28 protein-coding genes, 1 tRNA gene and 1 other RNA gene are annotated in these 26,461 nt (G+C 57.8%); 25 read left to right on the top strand and 5 right to left on the bottom strand.

All coding sequences use genetic code 11. The features are described from left to right. The first annotated feature begins 80 nt into the window (after window positions 1-80). The 11 genes from MWL89_RS09815 (at window position 81) to MWL89_RS09765 (ending at window position 10,320) form a co-directional block, all read left to right on the top strand. A complete protein-coding gene (locus MWL89_RS09815; RefSeq protein WP_244385890.1) occupies window positions 81-731 on the top strand; it encodes a pentapeptide repeat-containing protein in 651 nt (216 codons plus the stop codon). A 201-nt stretch (window positions 732-932) separates the two neighbouring features. Beyond that, complete coding sequence (locus MWL89_RS09810; RefSeq protein ID WP_244385889.1) at window positions 933-2,081, top strand: M42 family metallopeptidase; 1,149 nt, start codon at window positions 933-935, stop codon at window positions 2,079-2,081. Next, entirely contained in the window at window positions 2,078-2,542 is a 465-nt protein-coding gene (gene smpB, locus MWL89_RS09805) for an SsrA-binding protein SmpB (RefSeq protein ID WP_102377860.1), read from the top strand. Before MWL89_RS09810 ends, smpB begins: the two co-directional genes overlap by 4 nt. 38 nt (window positions 2,543-2,580) lie before the next feature. After that, window positions 2,581-3,168, top strand: a complete 588-nt coding sequence (locus MWL89_RS09800) for a hypothetical protein (RefSeq protein ID WP_244385888.1) — start codon at window positions 2,581-2,583, stop codon at window positions 3,166-3,168. A gap of 153 nt (window positions 3,169-3,321) precedes the next feature. Beyond that, window positions 3,322-3,690, top strand: a transfer-messenger RNA (tmRNA) gene (gene ssrA / locus MWL89_RS09795). Between the two features lie 151 nt (window positions 3,691-3,841). After that, complete coding sequence (locus MWL89_RS09790) at window positions 3,842-4,309, top strand: DUF3995 domain-containing protein (protein WP_244385887.1); 468 nt, start codon at window positions 3,842-3,844, stop codon at window positions 4,307-4,309. 97 nt (window positions 4,310-4,406) lie between these two features. Next, complete coding sequence (locus tag MWL89_RS09785; protein ID WP_244385886.1) at window positions 4,407-5,033, top strand: helix-turn-helix domain-containing protein; 627 nt, start codon at window positions 4,407-4,409, stop codon at window positions 5,031-5,033. 38 nt (window positions 5,034-5,071) lie between these two features. Next, window positions 5,072-5,746, top strand: coding sequence for a phosphatase PAP2 family protein (locus MWL89_RS09780; RefSeq protein WP_244385885.1), 675 nt, complete (start codon window positions 5,072-5,074; stop codon window positions 5,744-5,746). A gap of 108 nt (window positions 5,747-5,854) precedes the next feature. Further along, on the top strand, window positions 5,855-6,406 hold the full coding sequence (locus MWL89_RS09775; protein ID WP_102377873.1) for an HdeD family acid-resistance protein: 552 nt from the start codon (window positions 5,855-5,857) through the stop codon (window positions 6,404-6,406). A 20-nt stretch (window positions 6,407-6,426) separates the two neighbouring features. Next, window positions 6,427-8,493, top strand: a complete 2,067-nt coding sequence (locus tag MWL89_RS09770) for a copper-translocating P-type ATPase (RefSeq protein ID WP_244385884.1) — start codon at window positions 6,427-6,429, stop codon at window positions 8,491-8,493. A 171-nt stretch (window positions 8,494-8,664) separates the two neighbouring features. Then, the gene (locus MWL89_RS09765) at window positions 8,665-10,320 is read left to right on the top strand and encodes a L,D-transpeptidase family protein (RefSeq protein ID WP_244385883.1); all 1,656 of its coding nucleotides are present in this window, start codon (window positions 8,665-8,667) and stop codon (window positions 10,318-10,320) included. 61 nt (window positions 10,321-10,381) lie between these two features. Here the strand turns inward: MWL89_RS09765 and ybaK are convergent, their stop codons facing one another. Together ybaK and MWL89_RS09755 are read right to left on the bottom strand one after the other, a co-directional pair. Continuing rightward, window positions 10,382-10,867: a Cys-tRNA(Pro) deacylase gene (gene ybaK, locus MWL89_RS09760; RefSeq protein WP_244385882.1), complete on the bottom strand. Its 486-nt coding sequence runs from the start codon at window positions 10,865-10,867 to the stop codon at window positions 10,382-10,384. Between the two features lie 14 nt (window positions 10,868-10,881). Beyond that, entirely contained in the window at window positions 10,882-11,520 is a 639-nt protein-coding gene (locus MWL89_RS09755) for a flavodoxin family protein (RefSeq protein ID WP_102377876.1), read from the bottom strand. A 166-nt stretch (window positions 11,521-11,686) separates the two neighbouring features. On the opposite strand from MWL89_RS09755, the gene murI reads away from it, so the two are divergent. The 4 genes from murI (at window position 11,687) to MWL89_RS09735 (ending at window position 14,578) form a co-directional block, all read left to right on the top strand. After that, window positions 11,687-12,649, top strand: coding sequence for a glutamate racemase (gene murI, locus MWL89_RS09750; RefSeq protein WP_102377877.1), 963 nt, complete (start codon window positions 11,687-11,689; stop codon window positions 12,647-12,649). A 121-nt stretch (window positions 12,650-12,770) separates the two neighbouring features. Then, window positions 12,771-13,370, top strand: coding sequence for an RdgB/HAM1 family non-canonical purine NTP pyrophosphatase (rdgB, locus tag MWL89_RS09745; RefSeq protein WP_244385881.1), 600 nt, complete (start codon window positions 12,771-12,773; stop codon window positions 13,368-13,370). A gap of 33 nt (window positions 13,371-13,403) precedes the next feature. Beyond that, window positions 13,404-13,480: transfer RNA gene (locus MWL89_RS09740), tRNA-Pro, on the top strand. Then, on the top strand, window positions 13,448-14,578 hold the full coding sequence (locus tag MWL89_RS09735) for a hypothetical protein (RefSeq protein WP_244385880.1): 1,131 nt from the start codon (window positions 13,448-13,450) through the stop codon (window positions 14,576-14,578). The genes MWL89_RS09740 and MWL89_RS09735 overlap by 33 nt, the downstream gene beginning before the upstream one ends. Window positions 14,579-14,728: 150 nt before the next feature. On the opposite strand, the gene MWL89_RS09730 is transcribed toward MWL89_RS09735, so the two are convergent. Next, a complete protein-coding gene (locus tag MWL89_RS09730; RefSeq protein ID WP_244385879.1) occupies window positions 14,729-15,874 on the bottom strand; it encodes a hypothetical protein in 1,146 nt (381 codons plus the stop codon). An 804-nt stretch (window positions 15,875-16,678) separates the two neighbouring features. Here MWL89_RS09730 and MWL89_RS09725 point away from each other — a divergent pair. Continuing rightward, the gene (locus MWL89_RS09725) at window positions 16,679-17,446 is read left to right on the top strand and encodes an SAM-dependent methyltransferase (protein WP_244385878.1); all 768 of its coding nucleotides are present in this window, start codon (window positions 16,679-16,681) and stop codon (window positions 17,444-17,446) included. 90 nt (window positions 17,447-17,536) lie between these two features. On the opposite strand, the gene MWL89_RS09720 is transcribed toward MWL89_RS09725, so the two are convergent. After that, complete coding sequence (locus tag MWL89_RS09720) at window positions 17,537-18,013, bottom strand: DUF7000 family protein (RefSeq protein WP_244385877.1); 477 nt, start codon at window positions 18,011-18,013, stop codon at window positions 17,537-17,539. A 211-nt stretch (window positions 18,014-18,224) separates the two neighbouring features. Between MWL89_RS09720 and MWL89_RS09715 the strand changes: the two genes are divergently transcribed. Then, window positions 18,225-19,394, top strand: a complete 1,170-nt coding sequence (locus MWL89_RS09715; RefSeq protein ID WP_244385876.1) for a DUF3810 domain-containing protein — start codon at window positions 18,225-18,227, stop codon at window positions 19,392-19,394. Between the two features lie 66 nt (window positions 19,395-19,460). On the opposite strand, the gene MWL89_RS09710 is transcribed toward MWL89_RS09715, so the two are convergent. Beyond that, a complete protein-coding gene (locus MWL89_RS09710) occupies window positions 19,461-20,117 on the bottom strand; it encodes a LexA family protein (protein WP_244385875.1) in 657 nt (218 codons plus the stop codon). Window positions 20,118-20,508: 391 nt separating this feature from the next. Here MWL89_RS09710 and MWL89_RS09705 point away from each other — a divergent pair, with 391 nt between their 5' ends. The 8 genes from MWL89_RS09705 (at window position 20,509) to MWL89_RS09670 (ending at window position 26,456) form a co-directional block, all read left to right on the top strand. Next, the gene (locus MWL89_RS09705; RefSeq protein ID WP_244385874.1) at window positions 20,509-20,736 is read left to right on the top strand and encodes a hypothetical protein; all 228 of its coding nucleotides are present in this window, start codon (window positions 20,509-20,511) and stop codon (window positions 20,734-20,736) included. Further along, the gene (locus MWL89_RS09700; protein WP_244385873.1) at window positions 20,736-21,224 is read left to right on the top strand and encodes a hypothetical protein; all 489 of its coding nucleotides are present in this window, start codon (window positions 20,736-20,738) and stop codon (window positions 21,222-21,224) included. Before MWL89_RS09705 ends, MWL89_RS09700 begins: the two co-directional genes overlap by 1 nt. Window positions 21,225-21,432: 208 nt before the next feature. Next, entirely contained in the window at window positions 21,433-21,999 is a 567-nt protein-coding gene (locus MWL89_RS09695) for a phage tail tube protein (RefSeq protein WP_244385872.1), read from the top strand. Between the two features lie 8 nt (window positions 22,000-22,007). After that, window positions 22,008-22,397, top strand: coding sequence for a hypothetical protein (locus MWL89_RS09690; RefSeq protein WP_244385871.1), 390 nt, complete (start codon window positions 22,008-22,010; stop codon window positions 22,395-22,397). Then, window positions 22,397-22,780 carry a DUF5361 domain-containing protein gene (locus MWL89_RS09685; RefSeq protein WP_244385870.1) on the top strand — a complete coding sequence of 128 codons (384 nt, stop codon included), beginning with the start codon at window positions 22,397-22,399 and terminating at the stop codon, window positions 22,778-22,780. The genes MWL89_RS09690 and MWL89_RS09685 overlap by 1 nt, the downstream gene beginning before the upstream one ends. A gap of 1 nt (window position 22,781) precedes the next feature. Continuing rightward, window positions 22,782-24,650, top strand: a complete 1,869-nt coding sequence (locus MWL89_RS09680) for a phage tail protein (RefSeq protein WP_244385869.1) — start codon at window positions 22,782-22,784, stop codon at window positions 24,648-24,650. Beyond that, window positions 24,647-25,477, top strand: a complete 831-nt coding sequence (locus MWL89_RS09675; protein WP_244385868.1) for a hypothetical protein — start codon at window positions 24,647-24,649, stop codon at window positions 25,475-25,477. The genes MWL89_RS09680 and MWL89_RS09675 overlap by 4 nt, the downstream gene beginning before the upstream one ends. Then, window positions 25,470-26,456, top strand: a complete 987-nt coding sequence (locus MWL89_RS09670) for a hypothetical protein (protein ID WP_244385867.1) — start codon at window positions 25,470-25,472, stop codon at window positions 26,454-26,456. Before MWL89_RS09675 ends, MWL89_RS09670 begins: the two co-directional genes overlap by 8 nt. Window positions 26,457-26,461: the final 5 nt, after the last annotated feature.

The raw sequence follows: 26,461 nt of genomic DNA, 5'->3' as shown, positions 1-26,461 counted from the left end.
TCCGACCGCCGCCATAGCCGCGCGCCATGCGCTACTATGGAAATCCGCCTCATTGACTGAGTCCGAAAGAAGGATACCCCGTGCCCGATGCGCCCCGTATAGCCGAAGACCTGACCAGCCTGGCCGATCTCGTCGAGGCTACGGCCGAGGATCGCGAGGCGGAGCGTCCGGTATTTGCGCTTATCGTCGAAGGCCAGTTCGTGGAGGATGCCGATCTCGCACGCCTCGAGCTTTCGGCGTCGCGCCTTCTGAGGTGCTCGTTTCTAGCCTCGGACTTTTCCAATGCCACGTTCGAGGACGTCGCATTCGAGCAATGCGATTTCTCGAATGCCGATTTCTCCTCGTCGTACTTTCTCCGCTGTACGTTTTCGTCGTGTCGGTTCGTTGGCGCCGACTTCTCCGAAGCTGTATTCAAGCACGTATCGGCGGGCGAATCGACGTTCCAGTATGCGAGCTTCTCGCGCGGCGGATTCGATTGCTGTTCGTTTGCCGGCTGCGATTTTTCGCAGGCGTCCATTTCGGAAGCCGAGATGAAACGATTCGAGATAGCCGGATCCAAGCTGGCGAACGTCGATTTCTTCAGGACGAGTTTGCGCGACGTTGATCTGTCAGACAACGATATCGCGGGATTCCTCGTTTCGGACACCATGCGCGAGCTCGACGGGTGCATCATGGATCCGTATCAAGCCGCTTCGGTTGCCCGCAAGCTCGGCATTGTGGTGAAGGAGTAGGATGCCCGCCGCCCATGCGTTACGGGCGTCCGTTGTGTGCGTAAAGCAACGCTTGTCTTGCTGGCCGTTAAACGATGCGGCACCCCCTTGCTCGAAACGGTATAATGTGCCCGAACAAGATGATTTCCCGTTGTGCGCGGAACCGTGTCTCATGCACGGGATGCCCGTCGAGCGGGTTCGTACGCATAAGGAGTATCTGCAATGAAGAAGAAAGACCTCAAGTTTCTCAAGCGCATGCTCGAAACGCCTTCGCCGACCGGATCGGAAGAGGACGTCGCCTCGGTTGTGCGCGAGCGCCTTGCCGATTCGGCCGACGAAATCGAGACGAACGTGCTCGGTTCGGTGCACGCCACGCTCAAGGGTACGGGCGAAGGCCCCTCGGTGATGCTCGCCGCCCATATGGACGAAGTGGGACTCATGGTCACCTACATCAGCGATGAAGGCTACCTGAGCGTTGCGGCCATCGGCGGCGTGGACGCCGCCATCCTGCCCGGCATGCGTGTAGACGTGCATACCGAAGGCGGGGTGTTGCGAGGCGTGGTCGGCCGCAAGCCCATTCATCTCATCGTTCCCGACGAACGCAAAAACGTTACGCCCATAGACAAGCTGGTGATCGATCTCGGCATGCCTGCGAAGGCTGTCAAGAAGCGTGTGCGAATCGGCGATTCCATCACCTACGGCGTCGGCTTCGAGCGCTTCGGCAAAGGCATGGCCGTCTCTCGCGCATTCGACGATAAAGCGGGTGTGTGGGTGGCGGTTCGCGTGCTCGAGGAGCTTGCCGCCGCCGGGCGCGCTCAAGGGGATTTCATCGCCGCCGCGACCGTGCAGGAGGAGATCGGCGTGCGCGGGGGAGAGACGTCCGCCTACGGCGTGCATCCCGATGTGGGCCTGGCGTTCGATGTGACCCATGCAACCGATTACCCCGGTATCGACAAGACCAAGCACGGCAACATCGTGTGCGGCCAAGGCCCTGTGATCGCGCGCGGCCCGAACATCAACCCCGTTGTGTTCGGCCGCTTGATCGCCGCTGCAAAAGCCGAGGGGATACCGTACCAGATCGAAGCGGAGCCCGGTGTGACGGGAACCGATGCCCGTGCCATTCAGATTTCGCGCGGTGGCAAAGCGACGGGGCTCGTCTCGGCGCCTCTGCGCTACATGCATACGCCCACCGAGGTCGTTGCGCTTGCCGATCTCGAGGCAACCGTGAGGCTCATCGTTCGCTTCGTACTCGATCTCGACGAGGACGTCTCGTTCGTCCCGGGCATGTCGAGCACGAGCGAAGTCGACGATGGGGCAACAGGCGCGGGCGAAAAAGCCGCCGCGCAAGCCGAAGCGGGAACGGACGAATGAAGAACGAAGAAACCATAATCGCTAAGAACAAGCGGGCGTTCCATGAATACGAGGTGCTCGACCGCTTTGAGGCGGGCATCGAGCTCAAAGGAACCGAAGTCCGCTCGCTGCGCGATAACAACTGCCAGCTCACCGATGCCTTCATCATGATCAGGAACGGCGAGGCGTGGCTGCACAACCTGCATATCTCGCCGTTTGCGAACGGGAACATCAACAACGTCGACCCCGATCGCAAGCGCAAGCTCCTGCTTCACAAGAAGGAAATCAGGCAGCTGCACGAAGCGGTGAAGGAAAAAGGCATGGCTGTAGTGCCGCTTAAGATGTACTTTGCAAAAAACGCGCTGGTAAAAGTCGAGATAGCCGTTGCCCGCGGCAAGAAGCTCTACGATAAACGGGCGAGCATGGCGGCGCGGGATTCGCGTCGGGAAATCGAACGTGCGCTCAAGGAACGCAGTCGGTAAAGCGAGCGTCGCGGTATGCGACACGGATAGGAGCAGCAATGGATTTGGATGAAGAGCTCGAAGTGTTGGAAGACGGCGTGGAAACGGAAGGCATTGCTGCCGAAGACGAGTCCGATCTTGAAATAGAAGACGAGTTCGAAGACACCGCTTTGGGTGCGGATGCCGAAGAGGAGAACCTCGAGGACGTGTACAAGGATTTCGAGAACGATGAGGCCGATATCGATGGTGCGCCTGCGCCCAACATCGGATTCGGGGTTGTCGATCTGGAAGACCTTGAAGAGGAAGAAGAGGAGGACGAGGAGGAGTACATCGAGGTCGAACTTGAGATAGACGAGGACGATATCGAAAGCTACCTGCTCGACGAAGACGGCAACGAGATCGGCTTTACGATGCTCGACGAAGACGGCAACGAGGTCGAGTACTTCTACGTCGAGGACGACGAGGAAGAAGGCGAGGACGAGGACGACAACGAGTTCGATCTTGGAATCACCAAAGAGGGCGTCGCCCAAGCTACGAGCGATATCAACTCCATCTACAAGGACGGCGTCGCCGTTGCAACGGAGCTCAAGGGTGCATTCGACGACATTAAATCGGCGTTCGATTTCAAGAGCGTTTTGAAGAAATAGACTTTGCTTGCTGAATACGCGCTTGCGCGTTAGAATGTAGAGTCCTGCTTCGGGCTGCTGGGTGCAGCGGTTCGTATGCGGGTTGCACATTGAAAAGGTGGGGCCATCGACCCATGCGGCATCGTCGCAGCGCGACGTGCGTGCACTGTTTACGGGGGCGACTGGTTTCGACATGGTAAGTTTGAAATGAGGAGCAGGTCGTGGTCTCCTCGCCACGTTAAACAGGGGTACCGTCAATTTAATTGGCAAAACCAAAACTCAGAGCGCTCCGGCGCTCGCCATGGCTGCTTAATCGCGCTTGGCTGTCGGCCTAGGGATTTCCCCGACCCTGGGTTTGGCATCATCTGAGGGGAACGCTCTTGGACACGTGGTCGGTATGGTCCAAGCTAAGATCGAACCGGCTAGGAATCGTTTAGTTCGTCAACGAGCAGAGCGGTTCCGAATCTTAAACGTTGACTAAGCTTGTAGGGCCTCATGGACGATTTAGTATGGACCGGAGTTCGATTCTCCGCGCCTCCACCAATTTCCTCAGCCGTTCGATCTGTGTAAAGCTGCAGATCGAACGGCTTTTTCTTTTACCGATATCCTTTGATTGGAGTCTTTCGGTTGACTCGATGCGCCGCTCGTCGGATAAACCGGACGACGCGCTTTAGACAGGCGACGATGCTCTATAGTGGTCATAAAAGGGAATGCATTCTATTTCGACGAGGGAGCTGTCATCTACTATCTCGGCATCGTAGGATCGGTGATCTTATTCGTCATAACCGGATTCCACGTGTACTGGCTTTTCGGCGGAAAAGCCGGAACGGATCGCTACATCCAAGCCGACAGAAACGGCGATAGGATCAAAATCTCAAAACCCGTCATCCTTGCGACGGCGTTGGTGTTCTTTGCCGCCGCCGTGCTTCCCCTTGCGGCATTGGGAATCGTCGAGATTCCTCTTTCTCGTCCGTTGGTCGACATCGGTCTGGTTTTCGGGATCACCGCGTTCTCCCTCCGCGGCCTGGCGGGCGCGGTTTGGTCGGTTACGCGGCGCAAGCCGAGGGATATATTCCATCGCTGGAACCTTATCCTGTACACGCCCATCTGCATCGTGCTCGCCGTTTCATATTGTGCAAGCTACGCAGTGCTTAATTTCTGAAAGCGCGCATCTCGCATTCAAACGATAAAAATCGCAGGTCATCGCGACGACACGAATCGTGTCTTGCGCTATTGGCGCGCTCGGGCATAATGGGCGCATGGAAAAGCGAAAGAAATTCAGCGAAACGTTGCAAAGCTTGAGAAGGAGAAGCGGGCTCACGCAGGAGCGGCTTGCCGAAAAGCTCTATGTGTCGAGAACCGCCGTTTCGAAATGGGAGACGGGCGGGGGATACCCTGGGCTCGATACGCTTGTGGATATTGCTGCGCTGTTCGACGTTTCGGTTGACGAACTGCTTTCGGGGGCGGAGATAGTCGACATCGCCGAAAGCGAGTCGCGCGAGCGTGCTGCCGGCATGTTCGGCATCGCCGCCGGCGCACTCGATCTCGCCGCCGGTCTGCTGTTCGTGCTTCCTCTCTTCGGCGTTGAGCGGGCTGGCATGGTCCAAACCGTTTCGCTCGTCGAGTACTGCGGCATAACGCAATTCGGTTATTCGTTCGTCTGCGTTGTCTTGCCGCTCGTTATTGCGGGTGCGGCGGAGATCGCCGCTCGGTTGCTTGCCGGAAACCGCTTGGCAAACGGAATGCTCGTCGTATCGGCAGCCATCCATGTGCTCGCCGTCCTGCTGCTTGCGGCAGCGCGGCAGCCGTATGCGACGGCTCTGCTGTTCGTGCTGTTCGTGGCGAAGGCTGCGATTGCCCTGTACACGGTAAGGCGCCTGCGCTGATCGCGGTCGCCTTGCCCGCAAACGGAAGGAATCGATGTATGGAATTTACGATGGCGGCCGAATGGCTCAATACGGCGTTTGCGGGCTACGATCTTGCGATCTTGTCGGCCCTGCACGAACTGGCGGTGCTCGCGGGCTGGTTTTTCACCCCGGCGTTCGTTTTCATCAGCCTGTTTGCTGAAAACGGCATCGGTCTTATTCTGCTTTCCCTCGTACTTATGCTGTTCAGGAAAACGCGTCGAGCGGGGATCTGCATGTTCGTGGCCATTCTCGTCGGCGCGCTCATTACGAACGTGCTGGTGAAGAACTTCGTCGCCCGTCCGCGTCCCTTCGCCGACGAGGCCGGTCTATTCCATGCATGGTGGGTCTTCACCGGGGCGACCGAGGAATCGAGCTTTTCGTTCCCCTCGGGGCATACGACTGCGACGATGGCGGCGATGTTCGCCCTGTTCCTCAGTTTGAAAACCCGGGCGCGGTGGCTGTGCTTCGTTCCCGTCGTGCTCATGGGCCTGTCGCGCAATTACCTTATGGTCCATTACCCCTCCGATATCCTCGGGGGAATCCTTGCGGGGGCGCTTGGGGCGCTCGCCTCGTACTTTCTCGTGCGGGCGTTGTATCGCCGCCTCGGCTACCATGCTGATTCTCGCTTGGCTCGGCTGGTGGCGGGCTTTGACGTCCGCGACGTATTTGTCCGCAAGGAGTCTCTTCGCTAACGGGTTCAAAACGGTTTTCTCCTGCTGATCCGCCGATGCTATCCTTGCATTCGGAAAGCGGTGCCGCGCACGGTCTGCCGCAATGCGAAACTCGGACAAGGAGTCGGTATGAAACGGTTCGTCGAAGCGGTCTCATCGAGCATCGTCGTGCAGGCGGTGCTTGCAATACTGTTCGGATTGCTCTTGGCCGTATGGCCGCAGGCGACCACGGTAACGGTCGTGTACCTGTTTGCGGCATACCTTGCCATTACCGGGGCGGCGTCGCTCGTATCGTACGCCCGGCATCGCAGCGATCGCCCCGGGTATCAGGGAGCTCTTGCGACGGGTATCTTCCTGCTGATCCTCGCTTTGATCGTGTTCGTGTTCCCTGAGGCCGTTGCCGGCTTCTTCTCGCTTCTGCTCGGTATCTTGCTTGCGATGAGCGGCATCGTGAACGCCGTCCGCTCGTTCGAGCTTCGGCGGTTCGGCGGCGGATCGTGGCTGGGGATGCTCATCGTGAGCATCGCTGTGGCGATCGGCGGCGTGGTCGTGATCGTCAACCCCTTCGACACGACGGTTACCTTCGTGCTCGTGCTCGGGTTGCTCCTCATCGCGAAGGGGGTCATCGACCTTGTGATCGTGGGGCTTACCTCGAGCAAGGAGAAAGCGCAATACCGCTGACGGGCGGGGTGCGCGGGCGTATGGACAAAAACGGGAATACCGAAGCGGGCGACGAACGAACGCGTGAGCACGGCTCGCGGGCCGGTCACGCCGGCATGGGTGCCATGACGGGAGGGCATGCGATGCACGGGGGCGATCTGAAGCGCCGCTTCTTCGTGTGCCTGGTGCTCGCCGCGCCCGTACTCGCGCTTTCCCCGATGATGGGGATCGATCTTCCGTTCCGGATTTCGTTTCCCGGCTCCGACTGGCTCGTTGCCGGTTTGGCTACGATACTGTTCTTCTACGGCGGGAAGCCGTTTCTCGCGGGCGCCGCAAGCGAGCTAAGTGAGAAAAAGCCCGCGATGATGACGCTCATCGCGCTCGGCATTACCTCGGCCTATGTTTACAGCCTCTATGCGTTTGCGGCTAACCTGCTCAACGGTTCTGCCGGGCATGTGATGGATTTCTTCTGGGAGCTCGCTACGTTGATCGTCATCATGCTGCTCGGGCATTGGATCGAGATGCACGCGGTGTCGGGAGCGGGCGATGCTCTTGAGAGAATGGCTGCGCTGCTGCCATCTAAGGCAAACGTCCGCCAGCCCGATGGGAGCTACGTTGAAACGGAGCTGCCGCAGGTTCGGGTTGGCCAAACCGTTATGGTGAAGGCGGGGGAGAAGGTTCCCACCGATGGAACGATCGAGCGGGGCTCGACGACGGTCGACGAATCGCTCGTCACCGGGGAGTCGAGGGCGGTTGCGAAGACTGCGGGCGATGCGGTTGTCGGCGGATCGCAGAACGGCGAAGGAACCGTGCTCGTCAAGGTTTCCGCAACGGGCGAGAGCGGATACCTCGCTCAGGTTATGGAACTCGTATCGTCGGCCCAGAGCGAGAAGACGAAAACGGAGGCGAGGGCCGACAAGGTTGCCCGGGCTCTGTTCTACGCTGCAGTGCTCGTCGGGCTTGCGGCCCTTGTCGTGTGGTACTTCATTACGCTTGATTTCGGGGTGGCGCTTACGCGCATGGTCACGGTGCTCGTCATCGCCTGTCCGCATGCGCTCGGACTCGCCATCCCCCTTGTCGCGGCGCGCACAACGTCCGTAGCCGCAGAAAACGGCTTGCTCATCCGAAGGCGCCAAGCGCTGGAAACCGCAGTTAAGGCTACGGTTGTCATGATGGATAAAACCGGTACGTTGACGGAAGGCGATTTCAAGGTGATCGAGGTGGCTTCGTCCGATTCGAGCCGAACCGATGACGAGGTTCTTTCCCTTATGGCCGGACTCGAGGCATCGTCGTCCCACCCTTTGGCCGCTAGTGTTCTCGCCGAGGCCGCATCGCGCGGCGTCGAGGCGGCGGAGGTGCCCGACGTCCAAACCATCCCGGGTTCCGGCATCGGCGCCACGCTGCCCGGCGGCTCATCGATCGCGCTTGTGAACGCGCGCTATCTCGAAGATCGCTCGATCCCCTACGAGCCGGATGGGGCTCGCGGCGTGCGGGATGGTGCCTATACGGTGAGCTACCTTGTGGTGGACGGTGCCGTCGCCGGCATCGTCGCTCAGGGAGACGAGATCAAACCCGATGCGGGAAGCGCAGTGCGAAAGATCAAGGAGCGGGGCCTTGTACCCGTGATGCTGACCGGCGATAACGATAAGGTCGCGTCTGCGGTCGCGGCCGAGCTCGGCATCGCCGAGTACCGCTTCGGGCTGCTCCCGCAAGACAAGGAGAGGCTCGTACGCGAGCGACAGCAGGCCGGCGATGTGGTGGTTATGGTGGGAGACGGCATCAACGACGCCCCGAGTTTGGCGCGCGCCGACGTCGGCCTGGCTATCGGTGCGGGAACCGATGTTGCCATCGGATCGGCCGATGCCGTTCTCGTCAGAAGCGACCCCGGGGACATTGTGCGCTTCCTTTCCCTGGCTGTCGCTTCGTCGCGAAAGACCGTGCAGAATCTCTGGTGGGGCGCTGGATACAACATCGTTGCCATCCCGCTTGCAGCCGGCGTGCTCGCTCCCGTCGGCATCGTTTTGAGCCCGGCGGTCGGCGCCGTGCTCATGAGCCTCTCGACGGTGGTCGTGGCGGTGAACGCGCTCACACTCAAGATCGGGCGGTAGCTTCCCGCTTCCTGCAGCCCCGTTTTCCGTGAGCGGGGCGCGCAAACCGCCCGCTGGTCCCACAGGGACGCTCGTCAACGAAATCTTGCAACATCCCATTACGTCGCTTTATACGGCATCCGTCCTGTTACAATGAATGCCAGTGTTGACGTATTGAAAAAGTAAGGTCTTATGGATAAGAATAAAAAGGCGAAGCTCAAGGCGTCAAAGGGGAGGCATGCTGCGAAGGCGAAAGCCGAAAGCGAGGCGCAGAGCGCTCGTCCACCGGTGGAGATCGGTGCCGATGGGAGGGCGTCGGCTGCCGCCCGAAGCCCGGAGCCCGGTGAGACGATATCGCCCGATCCGGGTGCTGTTCCCGTGCAAATCCAGGAGCAGCCGTTTGTCCTCGCCGATACGGGCAAGCGCCCGGGCAAACGCGGGCGCAAGGTGCTCAAAGCGTTCGGCATTCTGCTCGGCTCGATCGCGGGCCTCGCCGTTATCGCTTACGCGGCCGGTTGCTTCTACTTTGCCGATCGGTTCTTTCCCAACACCGTCATAGGCGATTTCGACGTATCTTTGCAGACGACGGCAGAAGCGCAGGAAACACTGCAGGCGGGATTGGCCGACTACCGTATCAAGGTCGAGGGGCAAGGCCTCTCGTTCGAGCTTGGGGCGCAGGATGCGGGGCTCACCCTTGATGGCGACGAGATATTGGCAAAAGCGCTCGGAGACGGTCATATGTGGACATGGCCGTTCGAATTGCAAAAGCATCACGACGAAAGCGATAAGCTATCTGCGGAATTCAGCGAAACTTCTCTCGACGGAGCCGTGAGGCAGCGCGTCGAGGCGTTCAACGAAGATGCGACGCCACCCGAAGACGCGACGGTCGGCTATGCCGATGACGCGAAGAAGTTTCAGGTTGTGCCCGAGAAGCTCGGCACCGCGCTCGATCCCGACGCGGTGGTCGAAGCGGTCGGGAGCGCGATGGCTTCGATGGCCCCCAAGGCAACCGTCGGAGCCGATTCTCTGCTGAAGCCGCCGATCCTCTCCGACGATCCCGCGCTCGCTGCGGCATGCGATGACGCCAATGCGCTCATGGCGGCCGATTTTACGCTCACGACGGGTGGAACGCAGGCGGCTGCCGTCGGTCCCGATCAGATATCCTCCTGGATCGTGTTCGATGAGAACCTCGAGGCGTCGCTTGACGAGGGGCTCATGATCGCGTGGATCGAGGAGTTGGCAGCGGGTTTCAATACGGTCGGATCCGAGCGCACGTTCACGCGGCCTGACGGCAAGGTGGTTACGGTTGCGGGGGGAACGTACGGCTGGTCGGTCGACCACGATACGCTTCTGACGGTTGTGCGCGACGGCGTTGCGGGCGGCCAGACGGGGGAGGTGGAGATCCCCGTTTTCCAGAGTGCGGCATTCTATGCCGGAGCCGGTCAGCGTGATTGGGCGGGGTATGTCGATGTCGACCTCTCCGAGCAGTACGCGCGGTTCTACGACAACAACGACAACGTCATTTGGGAGACCGCCATCATCACCGGCGTTCCCAATGCCGAGAAGGCAACGCCTGCGGGCGTGTACTATGTGACCACGAAGGCGAGCCCGACGACGCTCAACACCTACGAGGGCAAGAAGGAGCCGAAGAAGACGGTGGTCCAGTACTGGATGCCGTTCGTCGGCAACGTCATTGGCTTGCATGACGCGTGGTGGCAGCCCGGGTTCGGCGGCACGATGTACCGCGATGGCTACGGGAGCCACGGATGCGTGAATCTGCCGAGCGCGAAGGCCCAAGAGCTCTACGGCATGCTCGGCATCGGCGACGTCGTGGTCGTCCACTGGTAGGTGTCCGATTTTTACCGCCGCGTAGATCGGTGCGGTTCGCTGCGATGTGCCGGCTTGCGTGCTAGCGCACGGTAAGATCGGCCGTCGTGAGATCGACTACGCTCTCGAGGTCGCCGAGCGGCACTTCGATCTGGGTTCCGATGCGTCCTCCCGAAAACACGATGCGGTCGAACAGGATGGCGGTTTCGTCGACGACGGTTGCGAAGGTCTTCTTCATTCCGATGGGGGAGCATCCCCCGTGGATGTAGCCGGTGAGCGGCAGCAGCTCTTTCGACTTGATCATGGCGATCGATTTCTCGCCGACGGCTGCGGCCGCTTTCTTCAAGTCGAGCTCTTCGGCGACGGGGATCATGAACACGTAATGCTCTCGGGACCGCCCTTCGGTGACGAGCGTTTTGAATACCCGTTCGGGGTCGAGGTCGAGCAGGCGTGCGACCTCGACCCCGCTGAGCGCTTCGGGGCATTCGAAGATACGCGAGATGTACTCGACGCCGGCAGCATCGAGTACGCGCATCGCGTTGGTTTTCTGGTCGTGGGGTTTGGGCATGGCGGCGTTTGGCTCTAGGCGGTCGGCCTGATGAAGTTGGTTGCGATCTTTGCTTCCATCTGGGGGTGATCGCCGCCCGCTTCGCGATCGGCCTCGATGCAGCGAAGCATCCAAGCCATGTTCTTGCCGAGCATCCGCATGGTTTGCAGTCCCTCTTCGTCTTGAAGCACCTGCTCGGCGCTCTGCCCGTGCACCATCGGCCAGTACGTGCTGGAAACGACGGGCATCTTGTTGATCTGGAAGTACTTGTTGATCTGATCGATCGCGGGCGTTGTGCCCGCGCGGCGGGCCGAGGCGATGCCCGCGGCGGGCTTGAACTGCATGAGCGCTCCTCCTGCGTAGAGCATGCGGTCGAGCACGGCGAGCAGAGCTCCGTTGGCTCCCGCGTAGAAAACTGGCGTTCCAACCAGGTAGCCGTCGGCGCGCTCGGCCTTTTCGAGCAAGCGGTTGACCACGTCGTCGTCGAAGATGCAGCGGTTGTTGCCGAGCTTGCTGCAGCCCCCGCATCCGATGCAGCCGCGCAGCGGATCTCTGCCGATCCAGGCGATCTCGGTTTCGACTCCCTCGGCTTCAAGGGAGCGCGCCGCTTCCGCAAGCGCCGTGTACGTGCAGCGATCTTCGTTGGGACTTCCGTTGATGAGCAGAACCTTCATGTGCTTTCCTCGTCTTTCCAAGTGCGGGCGCCGCAATTTGCCCGAGGCCCTGCGGCCGCGTGGCGGCGCCCAAGCGCGTATACGTTTCACGTTTAGATTAGCAGATACTATGGCTGATGCGGCGGTTTTGTAACAAGCCGCATACCCTGCGCTATACTGGGCAACCATGAGCGATCGGATTTCACAACCATCCCCTGCGGACAGCCGCCCTTCCTACGTGCCCGCCTTTACCGCCTTCGGCGACGGGTACTGTCGTCCGGGCGGCGAGTTCGACAACGCCCCCATCGGGATCTTCGATTCCGGGTACGGCGGCCTTACCGTGGCGCGCGAGATCGTGAAGGCTCTGCCCGACGAGAGCATCGTGTACTTCGGCGATACGGCGCGCTGCCCCTACGGCCCCCGCTCGCTTGATGAGGTGGACGGGTTCGTGCAGCAGATCGGCGCGTGGCTTATCGAGCGGGGCGTCAAGATCGTCGTCATTGCGTGTAATACCGCGACCGCGGCGGGTCTAACGCACGCGCAGCAGGCGTTTCAGGTGCCGGTGGTCGGCGTCGTGGAGCCGGGCGCTCGCGCCGCGGTTCATGCGACGACGAACCGGCATGTGGGCGTGATCGCCACCAAGGGCACGATCGAGTCGGGCGCCTATGCGGGCGCGATACGCAACCTCGATGCGGGCATCACGGTGTTCTCGGTGCCGACGCCCCGCTTCGTCGAAATCGCCGAGCAGGGCATCCGCATGACCGAAGGGCCCATCGAGGATTTCACGTCGCTCGCATCGAACGTGTACATCAGGCCTGCGTTCCAGGAGATAGCCAAGGAGTACCTCGAGCCGCTCAGGCGCTGCGAGATCGATACGCTGGTGCTCGGCTGCACGCACTTCCCGCTGCTCAAGGCGCTTATCGGGGGAGTGGTCGGGCGCGATGTGCTGCTCATCTCGTCAGCGAAGGAGGCGGCGAAAGACGTTGCCGAAATCCTGACACGACGAGGGAAGAGGGCCGAATTCGGCCACGAGGCAGCATACGAGTTCTTCACGACGGGCGATGATGTGGGGGAGTTCGAGCGGTTCGGTGCGCGCGTTCTGCGGATGCCGCTCGGCTCGGTTTCGCATGTCGATGTTGGGAGCCTGTAGGGCTTCCGTCCGTCAGGCGAACGTCGTGGGCGTTACACGGTGCAGTTGCTGGTTCTTCACGATGCACGGCGTGGCGGGGCCTGCTTCGCGCAGAGGAACGAGGAAGATGCAAGGAGCAACCATGAAGAAAGTCGTCATAGCAAGCAACAATGCCCATAAAGTCGAGGAGATCAAGACGGCACTCGATTTCGAGGGATGGGAATTCTTTACGCTCTCCGAACTCGGCATCGAGTCGGACCCCGAAGAGGATGCCGATACCTTCGAGGGCAACGCCCGCATCAAGGCTCGGGCTGCTCATGCGGCAGCAGGTTGCGCGGCGCTTGCGGACGATTCGGGCATTGCCGTCGATGCGCTCGACGGTGCGCCCGGCGTCTATTCGGCGCGCTACGCCGGCGAGCATGCGGGCGATGCGGACAACAACGAGAAGCTCTTGCGCGAGCTTTCCCAGGTTCCCGATGAGCTGCGAACGGGGCGCTTCGTGTGCACCCTCGTGTTCGTCGACGAAGACGGTGCAGAAACGGTTGCCCACGGCACGATCGAAGGCCATGTGGGGCGCGAGCCGAAGGGCGACGAGGGCTTCGGCTACGATCCGCTGTTCTATCCCGATCTGTTCGACGGGAAGCGGACGCTTGCGCAGGTGAGTCAGGACGAGAAGAACTCGGTCTCGCATCGGGGCAATGCTTTGCGTGAACTTAAGGCAAAACTTGCGGCATGCATCTGATCTTCTGATATAATTCAAAAGCTGTTCTGGCGTCGGGACGTGGCGCAGTTTGGTAGCGCGCCTGCTTTGGGAGCAGGATGTCGCAGGTTCGAATCCTGTCGTCCCGACCATTCGACTGCCCCGAACAAGCACTTTTTCTAAGTCTTTTCAACAACGAACGCTATTGTAGGCAAGACGCCTTGCGCTTGCGCTTCTTGCTTTTGACTTTGGGCGGCGGATGCACGATCGGAGCTTCGATGACAAACGAGTTGCTTTCCCTCAGCGAGCCGTGGCTGCAATACGCTATCAGAATCAATCTGCTTGACCAGAACGCAGGTGATCTAGCGGCCCTGAGGGAAGAGGCGTTGCTGGATTCCAAGATACAGCGGTCCCTGAAGATCGTCGCTGACTATCACAGTACCTTGGTGACCAATCACAAGAATCCCGATTTGCCCATCCATAAGCTTTTGTTCCTGCTGGATCTCGGGTTCGATACGGATGTTCCGGAAATCGAGTCGGCCGTTGCGCAGCTGATGGAGCACAGGGACAAGCACGGTGTATACCAATCCTTAACCAATATTCCGAAGCACTTTGGGGGAACCGGGGAAGATGGGTTCGGTTGGTGCCTTTGCGATGCGCCGCTGCTTCTCCTGGCATTGATCGAGGCTGGCGTTTCCTATGAAAAGCACATCCGGCAAGGTGTAGATTATCTGGTCTCCCTCGAGAAGGAGCAAGGCTTTCTCTGCTCGGTCTCGGAGGAGTTCGGTACGTTCAGGGGTCCTGGTAGAAAAGATGACTGCTGCCCGTATGCGACATTGGTAATGCTGAGACTGCTCTCTCGAATCGATGGATACAGGAATAGTGAAACCGCCATCAGGGCGATCGACGCTCTGCTTGATCTGTGGGAGCGTAGCCGAGAGAGGCATCCCTATATGTTTTATACGGGTACCGACTTCAGAAAACTCAAGGCTCCAGCTATCTGGTACGACATCGTAGGCGTCGCCGACTGCCTCAGCGTATTCGAGTACGCGAGAGCCGATGCGCGATTCGGCGAAATGGTCGAGATAATCAGGAGCAAGCAGGATGAAGACGGGCTTTTCACGCCTCAATCCGTTTATCAAAGGTCCAAAGGATGGGACTTCGGACAGAAAAAGACCGTATCGCCGTACCTGTCCTTTTTATGCCTGCGGATCCTTAAGCGTTGCGAAGACCGACTTCCGCAAGCTTGAGCCGGCCGTTTGCGGATCACGTCGCCCCTCGATTTCGCAAGACGACGGTAATGCACGCTTTTGTCAAGGAAAACCGCTAGAGTAAGCAAGGAATGCTTGACAAAAGCGTGCATTAATTGGCTAGCGTGGATATGGTGCACGACCAAGGAATCATACCTGTCTACAGCGTGGAACATGGGCGGCCTCGAGGATGCGGCGCAGACGCTCAGGCTGCATGAGGTCGCTCCAGTCGATCCGCACGAAACGAAACCCAAGGTTTCCTATGGCGTTTTGCCTTCTTCGCTCCCTTTCCAAAACCTGACTGTAGTTTTGTTGATACTTTACCTTTCCGTCGAACTCGATGATGACCGAGCCGTTGTCCCCGAGCTGCTTGCATTGGAAAAAGCGCCCGAACCTGCTATCGCTTTGATAAAGGTTCTCCAGCACTGCATCCGAAGGCCAAAGGCCGTCCACGCGGCCGAGAAGTTTCCCGTTTGCGGGGTCGAGGATATTGACCTGCAGATAGGGGATATCGAAGCCAAGCTCGGCGCATCGGGCGATCAGCAGCGACTCGGCCGGCGATTCGGCTTGATCGGTGAAGTACAACCCCGTTTTCAGTGCCTTGCGTACTCCGCGCTTCCCTTTATGCAAAGCGCAGAGCTGCGCAAAGCCAAGCCACGCAAGCTCGGCCTCAGGCGAAATGAACCCGGTCCTGCGCACAGCGCTGTAGGTTGTAAGGAAGTTCGGTTCGTCCCCACGCAGCGTGCCGACATCGAGTGCGGCACGGATGCTCGCCTTGCTGTTTTGAGGGCTTACCGGTTGCCACACGAGGGCTTCGGTTGTTTTTTCGTCAAGGTCCCTGCTTGCGATAAGGCTTCCCTTCGCTTTTTCGGTAGAGCGGCGCAAGAGGTGGTTCGCTGCCAAAAGCGCATCCGGCAGGGGGGATGTGGCCGCGCACTCGAAGAGCGTCTGCGCTACCGAATCCGAGGGCGCCACCAACAGCGCTTCATGAAAAGAGCAGCCAGCCTGCTTGCTCTTCGCATGGCTTCGTGCGCCCCCGAAGTGGAGAGGCGCTCCGCTGAGCACGGGTGCCCCGTCGAGTGCCGCCGCGGTGATCCCCCATGCTCGGAGCTTCGCGTGCGTCGCAAGGAACGCTTCAGCGCGGACGCGGTATTGTTCTGCGAAGGTAAGCGCTGCGTATTCCTGCGTGTTGACGTACGCTCCGCGAAACAAGCGCGTCAGGCGGCGCCTTTTCGCTTGTTGCTGCAGGGCCTGCCTGCTCAAGTTCGAATTTGAATGGGTGATGATATCGGGCATGGCGCCTTCTTCCTTGCGTGAAAGCCGATGCTCCCATTAAAGCACGACTTTGACAAGCATAAGTATGCAAATTTGGCCGATCTGCTTGTCAAAGTCGTGCATTAGCAAGCCTGCAACGCGAATGTTGGGCAGAGCGGGTGCAGATAGCTTCGCCAAAGGCCCCGTTTGATCCTGCTTGGACGAATCGGCCGTCTAAAGATCGGGACCTGGCTCCATATGTTTGTTTGCTAGGGAAAGTCGAGCGGCTCTCTTGCCGGGTTGAGGCCGTCCGGTGCTCGCCTTGACGTCAATGCTATCGGTTGCCACCCAGGAGTTCCGCTATCGGCGCTATCGACGAGCCCTTTTCTCGCTGCTATGCGAGCAGCCTATTGCGACACCTCTATGTTCCAGTCGAAGATGTCGAGGGAAACCGTTTTCGATGGAAGGTCGCGTCCCTGCGAAAGGTAATATCCAGCAGCAGGAACGTTTCGTCGAGCAGCGTGTTTCGGTCGACGATGGATCCGAAAACCTGCTCCTTGTTTTCCTCCTGCATCAATAGCGGAGATGGGTGCTACGATGATGTTGTAACTGTCTTTTCGGGCATCGCTCTCGCTTACCCATGCGATGCCGATTCGCTTGGGCGACTGTGAGTACTGTACTATGTTACACTTAATTCTCGACAGGCATCTTCCCGATACGACACAGAAAAGCTCTCTCAAAAGGGTGCCTTTCGTGCTGTTTCCGGGAGTCGTTAAACACACGAAGGATGCATCGGATCGATTCCCCGTTTTACTTATCGGCAAAAGCAACGGAAGGGGCCTTCTGATGGAAGACAATTTGCATGAAGTCGCAAAAGTGATGGGCGTGAACGAGCGGGACGTCAGCGCACTGTCCAAAATCCCTTTCGAGGGCAATATGATGAATCCTTGGGGCGATGAGTTCCCCGGTGTTTTTCGCACATTGGGCCTAACCCCTCATAAAACGGTGTTGGATATCCCGTGCGGGCAAGGCGGCGTTTCGGTGCATCTCGCTCGGGAATACGGCGTAACGGTTGACGGCTACGACCTAGTGCGGGGCTTTGTCGAGAAGGCGAACGAGCATGCGGCAAGCTGCCGGGTCCGAGAGCTCTGCGAGTACCATGTAGGCGATATACGAGCGGCCCTTGGGAAAGGCAAAGAGTACGATCTGCTTCTCTGGAGCGCGCCGCCTCATATATGGGAAAACTACAAGCGGACTATCGAGAATCTGAGAAGATGCGTGAAACACGGAGGCTATCTGGTCATCGCGGATGCCTATTTGTATTCAGACGAGCACAAAGCGACGTACCCCGATTACGAAACGCTTTCCGAGACGGTCGAGGCATTCACGGAGTTCGGCGATAGGGTAGTGCAGCGCCATGACTACCGAGATGCCCTTTGGGCGAAAAACTACCGCACCGATAAGGAGGCCGTCGAGGCGGCGATAGAGAATGCTGAAAGCTTAGAGGAAAGGGAATCCCTGATGAGATACCTTGAAGAGCTCACTGAAAGCGAATCGGCCGATATCGAATGTTTAGGGCTCTACCTTGCGGTCCTGCAGATTCAAAAGATGTGATGTTTCGTACATTGCAGCTTATCGAGGATGAGCGCTCGCGGAACGCCATGGCTGCCCTATTGCTGAGAAAAGCTTTCGACTCCGAATGATTCATGCGATGTACGGTCTAATGCCATCGATGATCCGCAGCGCCGATTGCTCGATCCGATCCGAAAGCGCGGGAAGGTCGCTGAAATCGGGATCGTCGACAAGCACCGTTTCGAGCACCGAATAGTGGGGCATGTCCTCGACGCCTTCGTTCCATTCGGTATCTTTGAGCAGGTTCCAGTATGCCTTCTGTGTTGCTTCATTCTGTCCCATGAGCCACAGCTCGAAGCGCATGTTCCGGTGGTTCAGGATGATCCCGTAGCGGAGCTCTCTGCTCCGGAGGAAATCGTCGGAGAACGCAAAGTACGTATAGTCGAGGTAGCCGGGCGATACGTTTCTCACCTTGTAGCCGTCTATCCGCGAAAACTGCCTGCGCAGCGACATGACGAACCTGACGAGCGCCTTGTAGGCGATTTGCATCTCGCCGGTCTGCAAGCGCTCCTGGTATATCGCTATGCACTCGCTGACGTTCTTCTTCATGGACGCATTCCTTTTCCGTGATGCCGGTCGAAGCGGGCGCGCATTCGTCGCCACAGCGCAGCACGAGCGATGTGGAGCATCCGTCGCAGGCACGCATATCCGGAAGGTCTTTCCTATCATGTAAGTATACCGTACGGTCGACTTTTCGCGGATGCGGCGGGAGGCGGGCTATAATGGACGCCCAAGCGAAACCTACCACGCGGAGCGTGATATGAAGAAGTTCCTCCTCAAGCGGATGTTGTGCATCCCCCTCGGCATCGTCGCGCTCATCGCGACGTGGTACGCCCGGGCAAATCCCGAGTGGACGGAGCAGGTGTTCAGCCGATCGGTGTATCCCGCCCTGTCTTCAGCGGTGGGCTTTCTTCCGTCGCTCGTAAGCTTTTCGGTGGCCGAGTGGGTTGCCGTGCTGTTCCTCCTGTTCTGCCTCGGCTATATCGCCTACTACGTCCGCAAGATCGTCAAAGGCGAAGGCGGGCGCAGCGTACCTTCGACGCAAGGCGAAGCGGCAAAGGCATCGAGCGGCGGACGCGGCATGATCGCCTATCGCGGCATCATGGGCGCGGTTGCGATATGCTGCGTGGTGTACTTCCTGTTCACGTTTTTGTGCGGGCTGAACTACTACCGATACACGTTCACCTCCTACACCGGCTATGATGTGGAGCAATCCGAGCAGGGGACGGAAGAGCGCCGCGACGAGCTCGTGCAGCTGTGCACGACGCTTGCGGACGGCATGGGCCAGGCGAGAGAAGAGCTGGGAAGCGATACCGACCTCTACACCGCCGATCCCGGAGATTTCGAGCGATACGCGCACGAATCGGTGTCGGCGATCGAGGAGCTCGCCGAGCAGTATCCCGTCTTGGACAGGCCGCTGTACTCGCCGCCGAAGCCGGTGCTTATGTCGGGGTTGCTGTCGGATATGGACATAGGAGGCATATTCGTCCCGTTCACGATGGAATCGAACATCAACGTCGACGGGCCGTTCTTCACGATCCCCTCGACGATGGCTCATGAGCTTGCGCATCAGTGCGGATTCATGCGCGAGGACGAAGCGAATTTCATAGCCTATTTAGCTTGTAAGGAATCAGACGACCCCCTGATGCGCTACAGCGGGTATCTGCTGGCGTTCGACCGATCCCTTGCCGCCTTGAGGAAGGTCGATCCCGAGGCGGCCTCGGCGATAAAGGCGAGCCTGCCCGAGGCGGTGCTGCACGATATGGCGCAGCGTGAGCATTTCTGGGCCGAGCACGAGGGAATCGTCTCCGACGTGTCCAACGCCGTCAACGACACCTACCTCAAAGCCAATAACCAGACCCATGGGGTGCAGAGCTACGGCAGGATGGTCGAGCTGCTGCTGGCAGAGCAGCGTGCTGCTGCCGAGTAGCCCGGATGCACTCTGGAGGCGAGTTGCTAGCTTTGCGGCTTTGCAGCCGAAGTGTTTCGGAGTGCTCTATTCAATTTCTCTGCTTGCCTGATACCAGACTACTTTACCGTATAGCTCGATCGTGTGCTCGTCGTTGTCTGTGATGACGATATCCTTGTGCTCTTCGTTGTGACTTTCAGGGCTCAGGATAAGCGTATTTCGCGTTCGGTACATGCGCCGTACGACCGCTTCGCACCCGTCGATAACCACAACGGCGATCGAGCCATTCTGGGGCTGTTTGTTTGGCGAGACGACGATTACGCAGTTGTTCTCAGGGTAGACTTTATTCATGCAGTCCCCTTCGACCTCGCATGCGTACGCATCAGGGTCGTCATCGATCAGAAATTGGGGTACGAGCACGAGTTCTTCTCGCTCCTCGAGGTTTTCTGGGTATGAAAAGGGCCCTGCATGTACGCGTCCGCGCAAGGGGACATATCCCATTTCCATGCCGCCTGTCGAACTTGAGCCTCGAAGATGGCCCGTCGGATGGCTTTCGGTAACGAGGTCGGCGGCGGTTACGTTGAACGTGGCGGCAAGCTTTTCGATTGCGCTCATGCGGGGTTGCGACCATCCCGTTTCCCATTGGGTTACCGTCGACCGCGTAACCCCGATCTTTTCGGCAAGCTGTTCTTGGGTCCATTCGCGGGATACGCGGAGCTCTTTGATATTTCGTGCAATACCCATGGTTTCTTCCTTTGCTCAATTTATTTAACATTCTATGATAATTTTATTGACATTACAATGTTGATCTAGCTAACATTGATAGCGAGGTAAGGAGGAGAAGTGTCTGAAAGAGTTCATCGAGTAAAGGGCATTCAATGAAGAAAAGAGAGGTATTAACTGGTGTTATTCAAGCCACTAGCCACGATAATGCGAAAGGTGGGCATCGCAGGATGCGAAGAAACCAAGAATCTATGAACCATCTTTGCTGCGACGAAGTTTATCCCATGAAAAAGATAATTAATTTGACGTTCTTACGAACGGGGTATGGCGAACGATCCTGGGCAGCATTATCCGAAGGGGCGAACTGAGGATTGCGACGGTAAATCGAGTAACGCGACAGGAGAGGAAGTGTATGAGAAAAGAAAAAGAAGGACGCGCCCAGCGGTCAAACTTTGCGCGTCAAACGTGTCAGGAAGACACGGTACACATTGTAGCGTTTCGAGGTGCTTCGATGCAAGCAGTCCTGCCGCCGCGGCCTTTTGTTGCATCGGGGGGCGACTGCCTTGAGGTTGATGAAGTTGCCGAAGACAATGCTGGCGTGCGCCGCATCCATTCGCTTTACGGGAGGAGTGGAGCTTAATGCCAAGGAAGTCACCAAAGTATGCAGTGTCTCAAGCCTATATGCGCAGCGTACTCGCGAATGAGCGTCGCGTGCAATATCTTGAATGCGAAATAGAAAAGCAGCAGAGCCGTCTTGCGCTGAATGGCGTTGAGGGTGGCGAGTCGGTGAGTCGAACCATGGCGGGGGATGCGTTCGAGCGAGGATTCGTAAAGCTCTACGAATTGTGCGACGAAATGGATACCGAGTTGATCGGATATGTTGAGGAGCGGGAGAAAGCTCGAAGAGTTCTTTCCCATATTGCTGGATCAAAAGGCTACGACGTTTTGTATCTCCGGTATTTCGAGGGAATGAAATTCAAGGATATCTATCGACGTATCTATGTAAGCGAAGACTATATGTACGAGCTCCATCGAACTGCGTTGATCGAACTCTACCCTTATGTGCCAGCTGAGTACAGGCAGCGCAACAACGGTTCAAGGTGCCCAGAAAAACCCAGCGAAACGTGAGATATAGTGTAGATAGCGCAGAATGGCCGTCCTCGGGGCGGCCTTTTTCATGCCCTCGTGCTGACTGCGCGAAAACCGAAAGCGAAGAAAGGAGAGCGTCATGGCGACATAGTGCAATAGGGGATTTCGTACGCCCGAACTACCAATCAACTAAAAGACGAACAATCAACGAAACCCGCTCGAGCGGGTTTTTCTTTGAGGAGGAACCATGGCAACTATTACCAACAATGCAGAAAACGTAAGCGTAGGCAAACCGAAGGCCGGGGGAGCGGTATTCGCTGCTCCGATTGGGACGGCTGTACCGAGCGATGCTTCAACCGCGCTCGACCAAGCTTTTAAATGCCTTGGGTATGTATCCGAAGACGGCGTGACGAATACGGTGGAAACCGAAGGCGAGGACATCAAGGCCTGGGGCGGCGATGTGGTGGCGACGCCTCGAACGAGCCGATCCGAAAAACTCGTGATGACCTTCATCGAACAGCGTCAAGAGGTGTTCGAGCAAGTATACGGCGAAGGCAATGTGACCGTCTCCGAATCGGGATCCATTTCTATTGCGGGCAATGGGAATGAGCGCGCCGAGTATGTATACGTTGTCGAGACATTGCTTACCGGAGGAAAAGTCATGCGTACGATTGCGCTGCGAGGAAAGGTCGTCGAAGTCGGCGATGTCGTTTTCGTCGATGGCGAGCCGATCGGCTACGAGACGACCATCCAATGCCTGCCTGACGTTTCGGGCAATACCTCGTATCGTCACATTGCCGCTTTGGCAGAGTAGAGGCGAAGATGGATAACCTTAAGGTAATGACGAACGCGCAGCTCGAAAGCTATGCGCACATGCGGGGTATCGATATTGCGGATTGCAGCACCAAGGCCGAGCGCATCGAGAAGATTGAAAACCACGACGGAGAAGCGAACAAGGTTGCTCTGCAGGTTATGGGCGTAGCCGTTTCGATATCGGAGGACGCGATGGACGATTTCGAGGTTCTCGGCTGGCTCGGTGACATTACGCGCAAGGGCGATCCGACGGCGCTACCCGATCTTATGAAGCGATTGTTCCGCGACGATTGGCAGCGAATATTCGACGAGCTCAAGGGCGACGACTACCGGTTGCGCACTTCCAAGGCGGCTGAGTTTTTTGCAGCGATCATGGAAGAACTGAACGCAAAAAACTGATGCTGCTCGCACGAATGCTTCGGGAGTACCCGGCGCACGTGCGGGCCGATATGCAGCAGTACTACGGCTTGAATATCGAACATATGGGAGTCGGCTATTCGATGCGGCACGCTGCCGACCTTATTGCGATGCTTCCGTCTCAATCGAGGACGTTTACGGCGGTTGACGGGCGAAACGCATGGAACTCGGGCGAATACTTGCTTGCGGAGGCGGTCGACTCTCTTCATTTGCTTGTATGGGCGAACACGAAAGATGCCCAGAAAAACCGCAACAGGCCGAAGCCCCTTATTCGCCCAGGCGCTACCTTGGCGGCTCAAGGGTCCCTCGGCATGACTACGGACGAATACGAAACGGCGCTTATGAAGCCGAGAAAGGAGGTGTGATATGGCAACGGATATTGGTAACGCGTATTTAACAATCGTGCCTTCGATTGGAGATGTCCAAAAGCAGCTGGAGGCGCAGTTAGGCAGCATCGATCTTTCGAAATCCGGCGAGGAGCTTTGGGGCAGCGTTAGTCGCGGTATTCGCGACTCGCTGTCGTCGGTGGCCTTGGAGCCCGATTTGGCCAACCAGCTGCAAAAGCTTACCGAAGAGGTTCAGACGATGGTGGACGGAAGCGCAGGGGCCCTGGCTTCGCTTTCGGCAACGGTGGCAAAGGAATTCGATGGGATCGTAGAAACCGTGAGCGGTTCTCCTGTAGCAGCGTTTGTCCAGCTTGCAATGGAGCTAAGCGGTCCTATTTCGGAGGTTGTCACCAAGGTTTCGGAAATCGGTGCGACGTTCTCTTCGGTCAAAGAAAGAATAGCGGGACTGTCGAGTGCGTTCAAGGCTGCAGGTGGAGGATTCAGCGGGTTGAAAGCAGTGCTGGGTACGTTCATTTCTCCGGTCACGCTGGTGGTCGCCGCGTTGGCGGTGCTTGCTGCAGGTTTCCTTTTTCTCATGGCTACAAACGAAGGATTCCGAGACACGGTCATGGGACTCGTTGGAAGCATAGGTGAAAGCCTTGCCCCGATTCTCGACGTGGTTGGACAAGCGGTTTCGAATCTCATTACTACGGTATTGCCCATGCTGAACAGCATGCTCACGTTGCTGTTGCCAGTAATCGGGCAGATTTGCATAGTCATTTTGGAGTTGGTTGCAGCGTTGGCACCGATAATCGCTGCACTTGTAACGGAGCTCGTTTCGATCATCGGTACCATAATCGAGCTTGTAGTGCTAGCTGCTGCAACGATGCTTACCGCCATCGTCCCGGTTATTGCGGCGATTCTCACCGCAATACAGGAAAATATGCCGATGATACAGATGATCGTGACCACGGTTATGAACGCTATCATGGCGGTGATACAGACGGTGTGGCCGTTGATTCAAGCCATCATCGAAACAGCTATGGCCATCATTCAGTCGGTCATCAATATTGTAACAGCGGCGATGGCTGGCAACTGGCAAGGCGTCTGGGAGGGGATTCTGGCTCTCGTTGACACGGTATGGATCGGGATCCAAAACATCGTCGGAATTGCGATAGGGATACTGCAAGGCGCCATCGGAGCCGGTTTGGATTTCATCCAAGGAATTTGGGATGGCGCCTGGGCCGCTATCGGTGCTTTGCTGCAGGGTGCATGGGATGGCATCTGCTCGGCTGTCGAGGTGGGCATTTCCATGGCAGTCGGTTTGGTTGGCGGATTGCCCGATCAAGCGCTTTCTGCCTTGGGCGATATCGGAGCGTTTCTCTACAATGCGGGAAGCGATTTGATCCAAGGATTCATCAACGGCATTACTGCGGCAGGCGATTGGGTGATCAATACGGTTCGATCGCTCTGCGACGACGCCTTGGGCGCAGTCAAGGCTTTTTTCGGCATCGCCAGCCCTTCCAGGGTTATGGCGAGGATGGGCGGCTACGTCGGAGACGGATTCGCTGAAGGCATCGCTGCGTCCGCACCATCGGTAGTGCGTGCCATGGACGAGGTCGGAGCGGATGTTGCCGCATCGGCCGCAAAGGCGGCTTCGGATATAGAGCGGTCTTTTACCGTGGAGCCCGATACCATGATAGAACCTTTTAACAGCCCCTCTTGGCAGGGTTCGATGCAATACGGTTTCGCATGGGGCGAACCGGAAGCATCGTCGGCGACCGGTGCCAAGATCGACGAGCTTATCGGCGCGGTTCGCCAGCTCCATGGCTCTCTGGGAGGCATAATTGCGGCAAATGCCCCCAGCATTGGAAGGCGTGATTTTAGAAGGGTGGTGAGCGCACTGTGATGAGGTATGTAAACCACTTCGGATCGACCTTTGATTTCGACGCACCGGGGATCTATACCCATAGGGACGCGATTCGCGATTACTCGTGGAGCATCACCCTGCTGAACGGTCGCGTTTCTTCGGCATCGAGGGCGGAAGCCACCCTCTCGCTCGTCGTCAACTTCGCTATGGATCCCGAGGGGTGCGAAGAGCAAAAAAAGCAGCTTTGCAGGGTTCTCGATGCGGATCCTTTGGCGGGAAAAACGGGGCGGCTCTACGATGACGATTGGTACATCGAATGCATACTGCAGTCATCAGTCAAGGCTCTTTGGTGGTACGGCAACGGATGTGCACGATGCAACCTCTCGTTTTTGGCGTCGGACCCCGTGTGGGTTCGCGAACGTGTTTCTGTGTTTTCTAAAGGGGACACATCGGGCGGACTGAATTTCCCCTTCGATTTCCCCTTCGGATTTGAAAACGCGGGGACGGGAACCCGGTTTCTCGAGAATCCCGGCCTCGAGCCATCGCCGATGAGGATCACGATTTACGGTCCCGCCAAATCGCCGGTGGTCGTTGTGGGCGGCAACCGCTACGAGATCGATGTAGACGTGGACGAGAATGGAAAACTCGTCATAGATGGAACGTGCAAGACCATCGAGGTCGAAGACGCCTACGGGCGGAGGGAAAATGCGTTTTCGAAGCGGCTCGGTACTCAGCGCGAAGATAGCGGGACGTATGCTTTTCAGCGTTTGAAACCCGGCCATCAGGCTGTTAGCTGGGACGGTTCGTTTGCGTTCGAGGTTGTCGTGTTCGAGCGGGCGAGTGAAAAGGGGTGGGAGGATGGTTGAGGTCACCTACACCTATGCTGACGGCATCGACTGCGGCGTTCTCGAGGCATACCAGCTCGACCTTGCTTACGGAAGCGATGAGAACGATTTTGAACTAACTTTACCTGCAGAAATGATACTTGAAGCAGGGTCGATGATCTATATCGATGGAACCGAATGGGGCGGAATCGTGCGGGGCGGAAGAGAGTCCATGCTCGATGCGGTGCCGACATATGTTGCCACGGGCGAAACGTGGCACGGTAAACTTGCATCGACGTATCTTTGTTTTGCCGAAGAAATGCAGGTGTCAGGCGAAGCGAACGAGGCGGTACGAACGGTAATCTCGTCCGTTGGCCTTGCGGAGGTGTTTGACGTTTCGCTCGAAGACAGCGGCATCTTGGTAGAACATCGATTGCCCCCGATGGGCGATGTGTATACGGCGCTTTGCGAGATGCTGACTGAAGCGGGGGCGAAGCTGCAGATAGTAAAAGAGTCGGGGAGCAACCCGACGCTCGCCTCGGTGCCGATAGGAACCTATATCGATACGGATGGCCTTAGTAAGTATGGCTACGAGCTTGTTTGGTGCACCCCAGTCAACCATCTAATTTGCTTGGGTCCTGGCGAGGGAGAGAATCGTGAATTATTCCATCTTTACTCGGATGCCGAGGGGCGTGTAAGCGGCACTCAAACGATATTCGGATTTGGCGAGCGCCAATTTGTCTTCGATGGCAGCGCCTCCAACGACGAGCTTTGGGAATCAGCCGAAAACAGGCTTAGGGAATTGCAGAACACAAACACATGCGAGCTTTCTTTGCCAAAAGACGTCGCGTACGGCGTGGGCGATGTAGTGGGGGTCGTGTCTGAAAAAACGGGCATGTCCATCACGTCAACCGTTACCAAGGTCATTGTCAAGGTAAGCGAAGGTGGCTTGGTTGAAGTAACGAACGAGATAGGTGACGCTGCGATGCTCGGTTCGACGCTTTTCGGGAAGCAAGGGTAGGCTGC

Source organism: Raoultibacter timonensis (genome assembly GCF_022845715.1).
In the GTDB taxonomy this organism is placed as follows: Bacteria; Actinomycetota; Coriobacteriia; order Coriobacteriales; family Eggerthellaceae; genus Raoultibacter; species Raoultibacter timonensis.
The sequence above is the reverse complement of the archived record's forward strand: the minus strand, read 5'-3'. Positions and strand labels throughout refer to the sequence as shown.

What these genes read in the sequence shown, in the direction of transcription:
- MWL89_RS09810 (WP_244385889.1), top strand. Translation starts at nt 933, where the DNA reads ATGAAGAAGAAAGACCTCAAGTTTCTCAAGCGCATGCTCGAAACGCCT.
- smpB (WP_102377860.1), top strand. Translation starts at nt 2,078, where the DNA reads ATGAAGAACGAAGAAACCATAATCGCTAAGAACAAGCGGGCGTTCCAT.
- MWL89_RS09800 (WP_244385888.1), top strand. Translation starts at nt 2,581, where the DNA reads ATGGATTTGGATGAAGAGCTCGAAGTGTTGGAAGACGGCGTGGAAACG.
- MWL89_RS09785 (WP_244385886.1), top strand. Translation starts at nt 4,407, where the DNA reads ATGGAAAAGCGAAAGAAATTCAGCGAAACGTTGCAAAGCTTGAGAAGG.
- MWL89_RS09780 (WP_244385885.1), top strand. Translation starts at nt 5,072, where the DNA reads ATGGAATTTACGATGGCGGCCGAATGGCTCAATACGGCGTTTGCGGGC.
- MWL89_RS09775 (WP_102377873.1), top strand. Translation starts at nt 5,855, where the DNA reads ATGAAACGGTTCGTCGAAGCGGTCTCATCGAGCATCGTCGTGCAGGCG.
- MWL89_RS09770 (WP_244385884.1), top strand. Translation starts at nt 6,427, where the DNA reads ATGGACAAAAACGGGAATACCGAAGCGGGCGACGAACGAACGCGTGAG.
- MWL89_RS09765 (WP_244385883.1), top strand. Translation starts at nt 8,665, where the DNA reads ATGGATAAGAATAAAAAGGCGAAGCTCAAGGCGTCAAAGGGGAGGCAT.
- ybaK (WP_244385882.1), bottom strand. Translation starts at nt 10,867, where the DNA reads ATGCCCAAACCCCACGACCAGAAAACCAACGCGATGCGCGTACTCGAT.
- MWL89_RS09755 (WP_102377876.1), bottom strand. Translation starts at nt 11,520, where the DNA reads ATGAAGGTTCTGCTCATCAACGGAAGTCCCAACGAAGATCGCTGCACG.
- murI (WP_102377877.1), top strand. Translation starts at nt 11,687, where the DNA reads ATGAGCGATCGGATTTCACAACCATCCCCTGCGGACAGCCGCCCTTCC.
- rdgB (WP_244385881.1), top strand. Translation starts at nt 12,771, where the DNA reads ATGAAGAAAGTCGTCATAGCAAGCAACAATGCCCATAAAGTCGAGGAG.
- MWL89_RS09735 (WP_244385880.1), top strand. Translation starts at nt 13,448, where the DNA reads ATGTCGCAGGTTCGAATCCTGTCGTCCCGACCATTCGACTGCCCCGAA.
- MWL89_RS09730 (WP_244385879.1), bottom strand. Translation starts at nt 15,874, where the DNA reads ATGCCCGATATCATCACCCATTCAAATTCGAACTTGAGCAGGCAGGCC.
- MWL89_RS09725 (WP_244385878.1), top strand. Translation starts at nt 16,679, where the DNA reads ATGGAAGACAATTTGCATGAAGTCGCAAAAGTGATGGGCGTGAACGAG.
- MWL89_RS09720 (WP_244385877.1), bottom strand. Translation starts at nt 18,013, where the DNA reads ATGAAGAAGAACGTCAGCGAGTGCATAGCGATATACCAGGAGCGCTTG.
- MWL89_RS09715 (WP_244385876.1), top strand. Translation starts at nt 18,225, where the DNA reads ATGAAGAAGTTCCTCCTCAAGCGGATGTTGTGCATCCCCCTCGGCATC.
- MWL89_RS09710 (WP_244385875.1), bottom strand. Translation starts at nt 20,117, where the DNA reads ATGGGTATTGCACGAAATATCAAAGAGCTCCGCGTATCCCGCGAATGG.
- MWL89_RS09705 (WP_244385874.1), top strand. Translation starts at nt 20,509, where the DNA reads ATGAGAAAAGAAAAAGAAGGACGCGCCCAGCGGTCAAACTTTGCGCGT.
- MWL89_RS09700 (WP_244385873.1), top strand. Translation starts at nt 20,736, where the DNA reads ATGCCAAGGAAGTCACCAAAGTATGCAGTGTCTCAAGCCTATATGCGC.
- MWL89_RS09695 (WP_244385872.1), top strand. Translation starts at nt 21,433, where the DNA reads ATGGCAACTATTACCAACAATGCAGAAAACGTAAGCGTAGGCAAACCG.
- MWL89_RS09690 (WP_244385871.1), top strand. Translation starts at nt 22,008, where the DNA reads ATGGATAACCTTAAGGTAATGACGAACGCGCAGCTCGAAAGCTATGCG.
- MWL89_RS09685 (WP_244385870.1), top strand. Translation starts at nt 22,397, where the DNA reads ATGCTGCTCGCACGAATGCTTCGGGAGTACCCGGCGCACGTGCGGGCC.
- MWL89_RS09680 (WP_244385869.1), top strand. Translation starts at nt 22,782, where the DNA reads ATGGCAACGGATATTGGTAACGCGTATTTAACAATCGTGCCTTCGATT.
- MWL89_RS09670 (WP_244385867.1), top strand. Translation starts at nt 25,470, where the DNA reads ATGGTTGAGGTCACCTACACCTATGCTGACGGCATCGACTGCGGCGTT.